This is a genomic window from Mucilaginibacter sp. P2_A5, assembly GCF_056404995.1.
Genome location: NZ_JBFUCY010000018.1, coordinates 107948 through 121841 on the forward strand (window position 1 = coordinate 107948; position 13894 = coordinate 121841).

At 42.3% G+C, this 13894-nt stretch carries 14 protein-coding genes; 6 read left to right on the plus strand and 8 right to left on the minus strand.

Features of this window, described 5'->3' with window-relative positions:
- The first annotated feature begins 33 nt into the window (after positions 1-33).
- The 6 genes from AC1DXF_RS17315 to AC1DXF_RS17340 all read left to right on the plus strand — a co-directional run bounded on the left by AC1DXF_RS17315 (position 34) and on the right by AC1DXF_RS17340 (position 3534).
- Positions 34-816 carry a Rossmann-like and DUF2520 domain-containing protein gene (locus AC1DXF_RS17315; RefSeq protein ID WP_477449980.1) on the plus strand — a complete coding sequence of 261 codons (783 nt, stop codon included), beginning with the start codon at positions 34-36 and terminating at the stop codon, positions 814-816.
- Between the two features lie 19 nt (positions 817-835).
- On the plus strand, positions 836-1168 hold the full coding sequence (locus AC1DXF_RS17320) for a 2Fe-2S iron-sulfur cluster-binding protein (protein WP_274209205.1): 333 nt from the start codon (positions 836-838) through the stop codon (positions 1166-1168).
- A gap of 110 nt (positions 1169-1278) precedes the next feature.
- Positions 1279-1521, plus strand: coding sequence for a Fe-S cluster assembly protein IscX (iscX, locus tag AC1DXF_RS17325; protein ID WP_477449981.1), 243 nt, complete (start codon positions 1279-1281; stop codon positions 1519-1521).
- Positions 1522-1652: 131 nt separating this feature from the next.
- Entirely contained in the window at positions 1653-2174 is a 522-nt protein-coding gene (locus AC1DXF_RS17330) for a KdsC family phosphatase (RefSeq protein ID WP_477449982.1), read from the plus strand.
- Between the two features lie 69 nt (positions 2175-2243).
- Positions 2244-2813 (plus strand): Maf family protein, encoded by a 570-nt coding sequence (locus tag AC1DXF_RS17335; protein WP_477449983.1) that lies wholly within the window; start codon positions 2244-2246, stop codon positions 2811-2813.
- Positions 2814-2877: 64 nt separating this feature from the next.
- Positions 2878-3534, plus strand: a complete 657-nt coding sequence (locus AC1DXF_RS17340; RefSeq protein ID WP_477449984.1) for a DUF4136 domain-containing protein — start codon at positions 2878-2880, stop codon at positions 3532-3534.
- 51 nt (positions 3535-3585) lie between these two features.
- Here AC1DXF_RS17340 and AC1DXF_RS17345 read toward each other — a convergent pair whose 3' ends face one another.
- From AC1DXF_RS17345 to lpdA, 8 genes are all read right to left on the minus strand, one after another.
- Positions 3586-3810, minus strand: a complete 225-nt coding sequence (locus AC1DXF_RS17345) for a hypothetical protein (protein WP_477449985.1) — start codon at positions 3808-3810, stop codon at positions 3586-3588.
- A gap of 14 nt (positions 3811-3824) precedes the next feature.
- The gene (locus tag AC1DXF_RS17350) at positions 3825-7403 is read right to left on the minus strand and encodes a T9SS type A sorting domain-containing protein (protein WP_477449986.1); all 3579 of its coding nucleotides are present in this window, start codon (positions 7401-7403) and stop codon (positions 3825-3827) included.
- A gap of 358 nt (positions 7404-7761) precedes the next feature.
- Positions 7762-8553: a PhzF family phenazine biosynthesis protein gene (locus tag AC1DXF_RS17355; RefSeq protein WP_477449987.1), complete on the minus strand. Its 792-nt coding sequence runs from the start codon at positions 8551-8553 to the stop codon at positions 7762-7764.
- Between the two features lie 225 nt (positions 8554-8778).
- Positions 8779-9444 (minus strand): ATP-binding cassette domain-containing protein, encoded by a 666-nt coding sequence (locus AC1DXF_RS17360; protein WP_477449988.1) that lies wholly within the window; start codon positions 9442-9444, stop codon positions 8779-8781.
- Between the two features lie 2 nt (positions 9445-9446).
- Positions 9447-9749 (minus strand): hypothetical protein, encoded by a 303-nt coding sequence (locus AC1DXF_RS17365; RefSeq protein ID WP_477449989.1) that lies wholly within the window; start codon positions 9747-9749, stop codon positions 9447-9449.
- Positions 9750-9958: 209 nt separating this feature from the next.
- On the minus strand, positions 9959-10819 hold the full coding sequence (locus AC1DXF_RS17370) for a sigma-70 family RNA polymerase sigma factor (protein ID WP_090466905.1): 861 nt from the start codon (positions 10817-10819) through the stop codon (positions 9959-9961).
- Between the two features lie 605 nt (positions 10820-11424).
- On the minus strand, positions 11425-12264 hold the full coding sequence (locus tag AC1DXF_RS17375) for an MBL fold metallo-hydrolase (RefSeq protein WP_477449990.1): 840 nt from the start codon (positions 12262-12264) through the stop codon (positions 11425-11427).
- 169 nt (positions 12265-12433) lie between these two features.
- Positions 12434-13825 (minus strand): dihydrolipoyl dehydrogenase, encoded by a 1392-nt coding sequence (gene lpdA, locus AC1DXF_RS17380; RefSeq protein ID WP_477449991.1) that lies wholly within the window; start codon positions 13823-13825, stop codon positions 12434-12436.
- Positions 13826-13894: the final 69 nt, after the last annotated feature.

The following is a 13894-nucleotide window of genomic DNA, read 5'->3' on the forward strand; positions in this document are numbered from 1 at the left end:
TTAACCTATTTTTATATTAAATGTAAAATTTATATGCGCTTAACATTTATAGGATCGGGCAACGTAGCAACCCACATGGCAGCGGCATTTAAAAATGCCGGGCACCGCATTGTGCAGGTTTACAGCCCTAATATGCACAACGCAGCTTTGCTGGCATACCACGTTGGCGCCGCAGCTACAAATCAGCTCAGCGAGATCAGCGCCGAAACCGATATTTTTGTTATTTCGGTTAAGGATGATGCCATTTCCCAAATTGCCGGTGCACTGGCCGAACATCAAAAAACAATAGTGCATACATCGGGCTCAACCAGCCTTGATGTTTTATTGAATTATACCGATAAAGCCGGTGTTCTTTATCCCCTGCAAACCTTTAGCAAAACCCGCGAAGTTGATTTTGCAACCGTTCCCTTGTGTATTGAAGCTGCAAATGATAGTATATATACTGATATTGAGCAACTTGCGGCTACCGTTAGCAATGGTATTTATAGCATTAACTCGGCCGGGCGCAAAATATTGCACCTGGCAGCGGTATTTGCCTGTAATTTTCCGAATTATTTATACGGGGTGGCACAACAACTGCTTGCAGGCCATGAAATGGACTTTAATTTATTGAGACCCTTGATTTTAGAGACTGCTCAAAAGGTGCAACAACAACTCCCCGCACATGTACAAACCGGCCCGGCAGTACGTAACGATCAAAGTACCATGGCCGCGCACCTGCAAATGCTTGAGGGGCAGCCACAATTGCAGGAAATGTATAGTTTATTAAGTCAGGGTATTATCAAAAACAACAATGGTGGGCATGGGGATAAGTAATTTTGTTACTTTTGCCTAAATGAACATTTTTAAAGTAAAGATAAACTTCGAGGAGAAGGGGCACGAAACGGTTGAGCTGCCAATAGCCGAGGGAGAATCTGTTTTGGACGTATGCCTGGAGAATGGCATTGAACTACAGCACAATTGCGGCGGCGTTTGCGGATGCAGCACCTGCCATGTTTACGTAAACAAAGGGATGGATAACATCCAGGAAATATCTGACAAGGAAGAGGATTTTATAGACAGGGCTGTAAACCCGCGTATAACATCGCGCCTGGGCTGTCAGTGTGTGATCATTGATGGCGATATAGAAGTTACCATTCCTGATCAATCGGCATTTATGGGGCACTAATGACCTTTAAAGTTTGTGAGGTTTTACGTGGGACGTTTTACGTTGTACGTGATTAACGCACACTGATAATACAATCAAATAAAAAACGTACAACGTACAACATATAAAAGATGAGCGATAATAAATTTGCCTTACCCATTCACTGGAACGATTACGAAGATATTGCCATGGAACTTTACGAAAAGTTTGGCGATGATTTTGGCKAATCGAAAATATACCGCATCCGCTTTACCGAACTGTTGGAATGGGTTTTAAGCCTGCCTAACTTTGCGGGTAAACGGGAAGAATCAAACGAAGGCCACCTGGAGCAAATTCAATCTGCCTGGGTATATGAGTGGCGGGATAACCAATAGTCAGTTTGCAGTTAACAGTGGGTAGTTTGCAGTTTGCATTTTTTGGCGATGCAATCAATCTTAAACCCGATGTGATCGCTATGTCTAATGAGTGTAATCACCAATATAATCGGTGAAATCATAAAAACAATATGGAGTCGTTTCTGAATAAATTAAAAGATATAACCACGTTTATTTTTGATGTGGATGGTGTGCTCACTGATGGGTCTGTTTTTGTGACGGAAAGCGGCGAGCAAAGCCGCGCCTTTAATATTAAAGATGGTTATGCTTTACAGCTTGCCGTAAAATGTGGTTATAATGTTTGCGCTATATCGGGCAGCCGCTCCAAAAGCGCTATTTACCGCTTAAACAGTTTGGGCATCCATGATGTTTATATGGGTACGCATACCAAATCGCAGCGGTTTAAAATTTACCTGGAAGAGAAGGCCATTATTGCTACCAACGTGCTATACATGGGCGATGATATTCCCGACCTGGAGGTAATGAAGCTTGCAGGTTTGCCTGTTTGCCCTGCTGATGCTGTTGAAGAGATCAAAGCATTAAGCGCCTATGTTTCGCCATATGGCGGCGGCAAAGGCTGCGCCCGCGATATTATCGAAAAAGTACTTAAAGTACAGGATAGGTGGATGAGCGAAGAGGCGTATAGCTGGTAGTTTAAGTCAAAAGTCAAAATTAAAAAGTCAAAAGTCTTTTATCCTGTGTCTGAAAATTCTTCATCCAAAATGAATATTCCAAAAATCATTCTTGCATCAAAATCGCCGCGGAGGCAAGAGCTTTTGCGTTTGATGGATATGGAGTTTGAGGTGGTGCTGAAGGATGTGGATGAATCATACCCCGCGGGTTTAACACCACAGGAAGTTGCCGTTTATATAGCCCGAAAAAAAGCTGAAGCTTTTGACGAAACCATAGGAGACGAGGTAGTACTGACCGCAGATACCATTGTTTGTGTTGATGGATTGATATTAGGCAAGCCCGAAACGCCCGGGCATGCTGTGGAGATGCTGCAAATGTTATCAGGTAAAGTGCATCAGGTGGTTACCGGGGTTTGCCTGTTATACAAGCATCAATACAATGTTTTTTTTGATGTATCTGAAGTGTTTTTCCGCAAGCTCACGTTGGATGAGATAAGTAGTTATGTTGCTCAATATAACCCGTTGGATAAGGCCGGCTCATATGGTATCCAGGAACGGATAGGCCTTATCGGCATCGAAAAAATAAGCGGATCTTACACCAACGTGGTTGGTTTACCTACCGAGAAACTGTACGCCCAGTTAGTTAATTTAAATAAATAATATTTAAATTAAACCTTTCGTTTCTGCATTGTCTAACGGTAAATATATAAGGGAGCATTTTGTCATGAAAACAATTATTAATACAGGGTTGGTACTGTTGCTGGTATCCGCCTTGTCTGCTTGCAGCAGCTACAATTATTACACCGCAGCAAAAAACAAAACTAATCTTACAGCCTATCGTACCTTTGCCTGGTTACCGCCCGATGCGCAGCCCAACAAAGCAGGTAGCGTTGTAAAAAAGGAAATTGCCGACGAGAAGGTTAAAGAAACTACCATCGAGGCATTGACAGCCAAGGGCCTTAAACTACAGGAAACCAACCCCGATTTGCTGGTAAGCTACTCAACCGTTACCGGCCGTGGCGTAAAAAATGAATTTTACCCTGCTTATTATGGTACATTGTACTCAGGTTGGGGCTGGGGTGGTTATGGCTGGGGATATCGTCCGTTTTACGGTTACGGCGGCTTTGGCTATGGCTGGGGATACCCTTACTATGGTGGCGGCGTTATGGCCCGCGTGCCTTACAAAGAGGGTACCTTGATTATTGATATTATTGACCGTAACACCAGGCAACTGGTATGGCGTGGTTTTGGCGTTGGCGAATTACACAACCCAAAAACAACATTGAAAGAATTGCCGAAGGTGGTTAACGGCATATTACAACAACTTAACCTCAATTACACCGGTAACACACAGGTTACTTTGGATACTAAAAAAGCTTAATACAAAATTTATTTCCCCTGCAAGCAATAAATTTAAAAATCCCTTCGTGCCTCAGGCCCGGAGGGATTTTTGTTTACGGTGCAAATGGATAGCAGTGAATAACCCGGCTGCTGCTACCAACACAATTACCCAGGTATCCAACGGGCAGGCTATATCAAATGGATCAGCGTCATTACATGGTAAATCGCCCTGGGCATTGCTAACAAAGGGTATCATCCATAATAAGAATAGTGCTGTTAACACTTTAGCATTTAATCTGTACACACAAATCTTCATCTGTTTTAGTTGTATTATTTTTTTATAAATTTTGTTTCCCCCAGTGAAATGCCACCATTATCCTTTAACTCAACTATGTAAATGCCAGGTTTAAATTGCGAAACGTTTTGGCTAAAGGAGTTGCTGTCAGCTGTTTTTTGCATTACTAATGAACCCGTTGCATCGTAAATATTTAACTTGTAGCCAGGAGACATAGCATCCGATTTTCCGCTGGTAACATTAACGTTCAATGTTTCGGCTATAGGGTTGGGATAAACGCTAAACATATTGGCATCGCCGCTTTTATCGTAGTAAATACTAACAAGGGCCGAGTATGTGATGTTGCCAAACAGATCTACCTGTTTTAGTCGGTAAACATTATTGCCTGTATTTGGTGTTTTATCGGTATACTTATAAATTGTGCCACCATTGCTTTGTATTTGATATAAAGAGGCATAATCGGTGCCATTTGCCTGTTGTTTTTCGAGCGTATAAAAATAATTATCTCCCTCGTTGTAAGCGCGCCAGGTAACCAGCACTCCGTCTGTAGCCTTTTGGGCCGTAAAACTTGCCAATTGATACCTGGCAGCCGGCAATTGCTGAATAGATAATTCAAACCGGTTGGCGCCAAAAGTGTTGGTGTCGCTTTTTAAGATATTGAAAGCGTAAGATTTATAGCGCCCTATGTCTAACGAGTCTTTTTTAAAGTGGTCAAGCAGGGTTATTTTGTAGTTATTGGTATCAATGTTACGTATACCTTCAATTTTTAAATTATATAAACCATCTGTTTTGCCATATGCATAAAGCTTAACATTAACTCCTTTTTTATAATCGCGGAAGTGCTTTACAGCTGTATGCATCCCATCGGATGAAAGGCTTGACAATAATACACTTGAGCTGCTCACATCAAGGTCTAAGGCATCTAAGCTTTCGTCAAACTTGCCCTGCCAGTCGCTTCTAAAATAAACACCGCAATAATCATATGCCAGGCTATCTTTTTCTATTTTTAAATATAACCCGGTAAGTGGGTTGCCCTGGGCATCTGATTCTTTTACCGAGGTGGTTTGAGGCAAAAATGCCGCGGCGCTTTTAAAAGAAGTACCCGTGCCGTTAAGCGTTAATATTTGGGCTTTTGGCGCCGACATAAGCAGGTTTGATCCGGTAAGCTGTTGGGTGGCAACTTTATCAGATTCTTTAAATGTTAATGAGTTGCCCCCGCTTGTTGTACGTACCAGGAAACCCTCGCCACTCAGGGCGTAACCGATGCCAGGCGCGGATGTACCATTGGCCGTATATGCATAATAAGCTTGTCCGGGGCTATTGGTTTTATTTAGCAAATAAGCGGTACTTATATTAGAGTTATGGCCCAGTACCGTGGCTATATTGATGGTGCTGGGATAAGGGTTGCCAACCATGTTATAACCGGTGCCCCCCGTTAGCGTAGATAGCGAATAAGATAGTTTGCCCGTAGTTGAATTTGATGCGCCGTTTTTAGGGGTATACCATAGCGCTACTGTAACATCGCCCTGGTTAACGTAGCCCACATTGGTAATATAACAATCCAGGGGATTACCGGTAACACCATCAGTGCGGCTATTGGGCCCAACATAATAAAGTAAATAGCCATTGCCCACCGGCATACTTACCGCCCCTACACCACTTAAGGTAACTGTGCTGGCGCCGATAGATGTAACCCCTATGTGTTTGCCCGAACTGAAGCTGGTATTGCTTACGGCCTTTGTTTCGTCATAAAAATAAATAATGGAGTTACCATTAGGATTAATATAGCTAAACCCCGTGCCTCCTGACGGGCCTGCGGTAAAGGCGCCGGAATAGCTGTTATTAGCAGTTAAACTACTATAAACAGTATAGCTGTTTTTTAATGTATTTAAAGTGATGTAATTGTTATAAGTAGTGCTGGAAGAGTAAGGGTTTGTAATATTAGTAGGCGAAGATAATATTCTGTATCCGCGGTTGGTTGCAAGGCTTCCACCGCTTACAAAACGTTGAATATTATAGGTGCCTGCAATTGCCACAGTACTTGAACCATAGCCGGTGGATGATATCTGATCAAAAGCCGCAGAACCCGAAGCATCGGACATTAAAGTGAAAAACGAATATGCGTTGCTGGTGTTGGTTACAACAGGTTGATAACCAGTCGAAAGATCGATGATAGAGGTTGAACCAAGATTGAAATAGGCGGATTGTGAAGAACTGCCGGTATTGGTGATAAAACAAGCCTGCGCGCTTAATGTAATTACACAGGACGAGCCCGATGTGCCGGCATTGAAAACCCCTGTATTGGTTAGCCCTGATTGGTATGTGCCCAGGTTGATATATGATGTAGAATCGGCCGTAAAAGTGCCACTGTTGGTCATTGACATGGTACTGTTGGTTCCGTTAAAAGTTGCCCCCCTGGCAACTACTACAGCGCTTGAACCCGTGTTTTGAAAGCTGGAACCATATCCCGACAGGTTGTAAGTAGACCCATGATCATAATAATTGGCTGTGTTAAGAATATATGCACTGCTTGTTGATACATTGAATACGCAACCGGTTTGCGTGGTGAATGTACCCGAGCTTTTTATATAATTACCGTTGTTAAAATTAAATGTACAGGCAGTTGCTTTAAAAGTTGCCGAGTTATCAGTATAAGCGCTTGCTCCGGACAAGTTGATTATGCTGCTGCTTGCGGAAAATACTCCCGAACCGGAGTTTTGTAAGTATTCGGAGCTATTACCGAACGTAAGCGTGCATGAGGATATAGTAAAAACATTTGTGTTTTTGAGATATCCGCTGGTACCGCCCGATGTAAAATTGATGCTGCCGCCGGTACTGGTAAAGGATCCCGAATTATTAATGAAGTTGTTGGAGCCCTGTAATGTAAAAGTAGTACTTGTTGCTGTTACCGTGCCCGAATTGGTAAAGGAACAATTGTTATTAAACGTTACCGTAGCGCTTGAATTAAACTTTAAAATTGCGCTATTGGTTAATGTTGCGAGTTGACTAAAACTGGAAGCTCCGCTGATAGATGTGGTACCCGAGCCCGAAAGCGTGAGTGTTGTGGTACTAAAAGAACCCACAGTTAAACCTCCTGTCATGGTGAGGGTATAACCAGAGCCTGTGTTTATTATTGAAGCATAACCATTACTTATAGATGAAGCGCCGGTAATGTTTACGTTTACGTTATCGGTAAGTGTGCCGGTAAACCCCACAATAAATGTGGCTCCTTTTAAAGTTGCAGACCCGGTTATTGTAACCGGACCGGAAACGTTAATAGATCCGGATACGGTTAAATTATTATTTATGGTTAGCACTACAGCAGCGCTGTTTGATAAATATAAATTAGCACAGGTAATTGCAGTATTAACATTGGGCTGCTGCGATCCGGAGAAAAAGTTAACGCCTAATATCGAAACACCAATGTAAGCATCATCACTGGTGGACGGGGAGCCTGAACCGAAGCTAAGACTTGAAAGATTGTACCAATTAGCAGAATTGTTCCAGTTGGTGTTTCCGCCGGCGCCTGTCCAATAGTATGAAGCTGCTGTTGCCGGTTTACTAAATAATACAAAGAACAGTAGTAAAACTCCTAAAAGTATGCGTGTTTTCAAATAGTTTAATTAAAGGGCGTTAGGGAAATTTAATCGCATAAAACTATTGAAAATTTCAATAATTACACTATTTAAATAAAAAATCGATAAAAAAACGCCTTTTTTTTAAAAAAGTTTTAAAAAGCGTTGCCGTAAGGCTGATGTTATTTTCATCTAAGGAAAAGAATATTTCCTTGTGCAGAAAGTGGCATTGGAAATTGTGTCTTATAAGAAAGGAAAATCGCCCTAGTTACTAAATTAACCTATAAGTTAATTATTAAAATTGTTGAAAATTAATGAGTTTGATTTCCAAATCAAGGATAAAATAGAATGAAAAATATGGCAAATGGAAGCGATAATGCTTATGTCTGTCTTAAATTTAATGGTAAATGGAAATCTCGCCCCTTAGATAAGTAATCGCATTACCGGTCATTAACACACGGTCGCCTTTGAGTTCACACCAGAGTTCGCCGCGGCGGGCCGAGATCTGGTAGGCGTGCAATGTGTTTTTACCTAATTTTTTTGCCCAGTAGGGGATCAGGTTGCAATGTGCCGATCCGGTAACCGGGTCTTCGGCTATACCTGCGCCGGGGGCGAAGAAGCGCGATACAAAATCGCTGTTATCGCCGGGCGCTGTAACTATCACTCCTACAGTATCCATTTTGGATAATGCAAAAAAATCGGGCGTAATATCTTTGATATCCTGTTCGTTTTCGTAAACCAGGAAGTAATCCCTTGACCGGAAGAAGGCCAGCGGCTGTTTTTCGCCTAAAGCTTCGGCCAGTCCGTTTGGTGGTTCTATAGGTATAGGGGGCCTTGATGGGAAGTCCATGGTATATTTGTCGCCGTCGCGTTTAATATGCAAAGTACCCGCTTTTATGGTCTCAAAGTGTATTTCGTCGCCCTCGAAGCCCAGCTCTGTAAATAATATATGGGCTGCCGCGAGGGTGGCGTGGCCGCAAAGATCAATCTCATATTCGGGGGTAAACCAGCGCAGTTTGTAGCCGCCATCTGTTTTTACAAAAAAGGCTGTTTCGGCCAAATTATTTTCAACGGCTATCTTTTGCATGATGGCATCAGGCAGCCATTCGGCAAGCGGACAAATAGCCGCCGGGTTGCCGCCAAACAATTTATCGGTAAAGGCATCAGCCTGGTATATAGGGATAGTCATACAAATGTTCTGGAGTAGCTAATATAGCGATGAGAATCCAAGAATAAGAATCAAGTTGTAAGAATCAGAGTCAAGAGTCAAGAATCAAGAACCAAGACGGGAAAAGTACCGCTAAGAAACCTGCCAGGCATAACCTTTTTTGTGCTCTTAGGCTTCGCAAAGGCTCAACTATTTTAATATGGCAGCAATAAGAGTTACGTGCCGAAGCTCGTAATACAAAATAAACTAATTAATGTGGCTCACATAGCCATACGTAACCAATTCATCCTTATTGCGGATTGGCCTGGTGTAGCCATCGGTTATCAGGATGATCCTGTCGCTTACATCCAGGATATTGTAGTATTGGTGATCTGTTACAATGATGCCTTTAACTTTGGCGCATTTCCTGATGATCTCTTTAAAGGCTTCGGCTTGTACGGGGGAGATGTGTGTGAAAGGCTCGTCGAGCAAAATGAAATCTGCTTTACTGTAAATAACCATCAGCGTTTCGAGTTGACGGAGTTCGCCGCCTGATAAGTCGGCTATAGTTTTTTCATGGTAATTTATATAGATGGGATGGGTCGAAAAATCGTCCCAAAAACGGGGATCGATAATAGCTGCGGCCAGTTTTTTTATTTTGATGCCTTTGGGCAGGTAATTGTGCTGAGGCAGGTAGGCCACGCGCATATTTTTATAGCCTTTTTTAAGATATTCGCCATTGATGCTTACGTGCTTGTAGGCAGGGGTAAGGGTGCCGAATATAATCCTTAATAAAGATGACTTACCGCACCCGTTGCGGCCCAGGATACCCAATACCTCGCCTTGCCTGCATTCCAGGTAAACATCCTGCAGTATTTTGCGTCCGCCGAACTCCAGTTGTACGCTGTCGGTTTTTAAGATGAGTGGCTCCAAATTTAGCGGATGGTTGAAAGTGACAAAAGGACGATGAAAGCTATAAAATCGCAGGCAAATACCGATAAGTAAAGCAAGCTGATGTTGTAGCCTGCATTGCGAAAATAGAAATAGGTTTGCACGGCTTTAAAATTCAGGTACTGCAGGCCAAGTATGGCAGCATAACTAACCAGTTTGCATAATATGGCAAACGGAATGTTCAATTGGCGCGAAAGCAGGTAATATAAACATGCCAGCGATGCCAGTATGCACCATACCATTACCGGTTTATAAAAGTACCACCCTATTTTTATTGATTTTACCATTGAGCTAACTATGACAGGTTAGCTAAGTAACGGCAATTTGCGCATTAAATTTTATGGAGACTAAATTGTTGCAGGTTTGTAATTATGGGGTGCGATTGCGGAGTGATGTGTGTTCTATCTCTCCCAAAAAAAACCAGGATTTGAGTAGTTTGCTCAATCCCGGCTTTATATATCTTAATTCTTGACTCTTATCTCTTGACTCTGCTCAATTATCCCAAATACGACTTCAAAATTTTGCTCCTCGACGTATGACGCAAACGTTGCAGGGCTTTGTCCTTTATCTGGCGAACGCGTTCGCGGGTAAGGTTAAATTTCTCGCCAATTTCTTCTAATGAAAGCGGATGATTGGTGCCTAAACCAAAAAACAGTACGATGATTTCACGCTCACGCTCGGTTAAGGTTGACAGGGAGCGTTTAATCTCTTCGGATAACGACTCGTTGATCAGGATCGAATCGGTATTGGGTTCCTGGTTTTCAAGTACATCCAAGAGGGTATTCTCTTCGCCCTGTACAAATGGGGCATCCATAGATACATGGCGGCCTGAATTGCTTAAGGTGTCGGAAATTTTATCAACGGTGGTTTCCAAAATATCGGCAAGTTCTTCGGGCGATGGCTCGCGCTCATATTCCTGCTCCAGTTTGGAAAAAGCTTTACTTATTTTACTTAACGAGCCTACCTGGTTTAATGGCAAACGTACAATACGCGATTGCTCGGCAATAGCTTGTAATATGGATTGACGGATCCACCATACGGCGTAGGATATGAATTTGAAACCCTTGGTTTCATCAAAACGTTTGGCAGCTTTAATTAAACCAAGATTACCCTCGTTAATTAAATCGCCCAGTGTAAGGCCTTGGTTTTGGTATTGTTTGGCAACAGATACAACAAAGCGCAGGTTGGTTTTGGTTAAACGCTCCAATGCCGCCTGGTCGCCCTCACGGATTTTTTGGGCTAATATTACTTCTTCTTCGGCTGTTATCAGATCAACTTTACCAATCTCGTGGAGATACTTGTCAAGCGATTGCGACTCGCGATTGGTTATGGATTGCGTTATTTTGAGTTGTCTCATCTATTTATAAACCTCTCTGTACTTTTTATTTACTACAGAACGACCAAAGTTATAAAATTGTTGTAAAAAATTACAATTGTACGGTCTATTTTCAAAAAAAATAAGCTATAGGAATATTTTTCAATCTGTTGATTTTCAATTAATTAAAAAAATAGTATCAAGCATATATTCAATATTTGTATAAAAAATGCAGAAACAGGCAAGCGGTATGGTTTTTGTGGTGTTCGTAAAACACTATCCGGATTTGGCAGGAATAGATTAGTATCAAGTAGCAGGTATCAAGTATCAAGACTGCTACGTTAGGGGCGCTGATTAGCGTTGATAGCTACGTCAAAAAACCTTGATACTTAGTTAGTAGCTAGTATCAAGGTTAGTATCAAGTAGCCAGTATCAAGTATCAAGATTTTTTGATTGGTTAGCTTGAATTGTCAGCAGGACAATATCTAAAAAAAGACGCATAATAGTATCGAGTAGCTAGTATCAAGGTTTTTTGATTGGTTAGCTTGAATTGCCGGCAAATACAATATATAAAAAAAGACACATCATGTTACGCCTAACAGGTTGTAGCTGTCTTGATACTTGATACTTACTACTTGATACTATATCTACAACTCGTTCAATTTAAACGTATCCTTCGCTCTGATGCCTTTTTCTGTTTGTTGCAGGGTGCAGCACTCGTTTACCGGGTCGTGTTCAAAGTAAAGTATGTAATCCTGCTCCAGGGCCTCTGTAAGGAATAGTTTTTTCTCTTTAAGGGTAGTGAGCGGAAACATGTCATAAGCCATTACATAGGGCAGGGGAAGGTGGCCTACCGATGGTAGCAGATCGGCCATGTAAAGTATTTTTTTGCTTTTGTAGTTTATAAGCGGCAACATCATAGCCTCGGTATGGCCGGATACAAAACGGATATCAAAACCTTCGGCAAAGTTGATCCCTTCCTGTGCATCTATAAATTGCAGCTGCCCGCTTTCTTGTATGGGTAGTATGTTTTCTTTCAAAAAGGAAGCTTTTTCACGGTCGTTAGGGTTTGTGGCCCAGTCCCAGTGTTTGGGGTTGCTCCAGTACCTGGCATTTTTAAATGCGGGAAGTAACCTCTCGCCATTGCGTACTACTGCCCCGCCCACATGGTCAAAATGCAGGTGGGTTAAAAATACATCGGTAATATCATCGCGGTGAAAACCGAGGGCGGCAAGTGAGCTGTCAAGCGTGGCATCGCCATGTAAATAATAGTGATTTAAAAACTTTTGGTCCTGCTTATCGCCAATGCCGGTGTCTATCAATATTAAACGATCGCCGTCTTCAACCAGCAGGCAACGCATGGCCCAGGTGCACAGGTTGTTGTTATCGGCAGGGTTGGTTTTGTTCCAGATGGTTTTTGGCACCACCCCAAACATGGCGCCGCCATCTAATTTAAAAAAGCCGGTATCGATAGTGTGTAGCTTCATAGTTTAATTCAAAATTCAAAATTCAAAAGTCAAAATTCAAAAAAGCCTTTCTGATGTAATATTAAAGAAAAAAATAAAAGGCCGATAGCTTGCGACTATCGACCTTTTATTTTTTATGCGCTATACCCTAAGGACAAGCACTTTTGAATTTTGAATTTTTACTTTTGACTTATAAATGAATTACTTCATCATAAGCGGCGGCGGCAGCTTCCATTACAGCTTCGCTCATGGTTGGGTGCGGGTGTACCGATTTAATGATCTCATGACCGGTGGCTTCCAGCTTGCGGGCTGTAACTACTTCGGCAATCATTTCGGTAACGTTGTAGCCCAGCATGTGCGCGCCCAGGAATTCGCCGTATTTGGCATCAAATATCAGTTTTACAAAACCATCTTTAGCGCCGGCAGCACTTGCCTTGCCCGATGCCGAGAATGGGAATTTACCAACTTTAATTTCGTAGCCGGCTTCTTTAGCTGCTTTTTCGGTATAACCTACAGAGGCAACTTCGGGCGAGCAATAGGTACAGCCCGGAATGTTGTTATAATCTAAAGGATGCGGGTTTTGACCGGCAATTTTTTCAACGCAGATAATGCCTTCGGCAGATGCTACGTGGGCAAGGGCCTGGCCTTTTACAATATCGCCAATAGCGTAAACACCATCGATATTTGTTTTGTAATAATCATCAACCAATACTTTGCCACGTTCGGTTTTTACACCAACTTCTTCCAGGCCGATGCCTTCAATGTTGGTAGAGATACCTACGGCAGATAAAACGATCTCGGCCTCGATAACTTCCATACCTGTGGCGGTTTTTACGTTTACCTTGCAAAGCTCGTCGGTGCTGTCAACCGACTCCACGTTGGCGCCTGTAAGTATGTTGATGCCTTGTTTTTTAAGGATGCGCTGTAAGTTTCTTGAAATTTCTTCATCTTCAAGCGGCACAATATTATCTAAGTACTCAACAACGGTAACTTTGGTGCCAATTGAGTTATAAAAATAAGCAAACTCGATACCGATAGCGCCCGAACCTACCACAACCATTGATTTTGGTTGTTTTGGCAATATCATGGCCTGGCGGTAACCGATAACTTTAACGCCATCCTGTTTTATATTTGGAAGTTCGCGGCTGCGGCCACCTGTTGCAAGAATGATGCTTGTAGCGGTGATTTGTTTAGTGCTGCCATCGTTTAATTTTACTTCAACAACACCCTTTGATTTTAATTTACCAAAACCGTTAATAACTTCGATCTTGTTTTTTTTCATTAAAAATTGTACGCCTTTGCTCATGCCATCGGCTACACCGCGGCTGCGTTTTATAACGGCGCCAAAATCAACTTCGCCTGTGCCGTTTATTTTAATACCGTAATCCTGCGAGTGGTTAAGGTATTCAAAAACCTGGGCGCTTTTTAATAAGGCTTTGGTTGGGATACAGCCCCAGTTAAGGCAAATGCCACCTAATGACTCTTTTTCGATAATGGCAGTTTTTAAACCGAGCTGTGAAGCGCGGATAGCTGCTACGTAGCCACCCGGGCCCGACCCTATAACAATTAAATCGTAGTCCATATTTTTAATGATATACTTTGATAACTAAATTTTTGTTTTGAACGGATTTATAGCCGGATGTGTGATAAA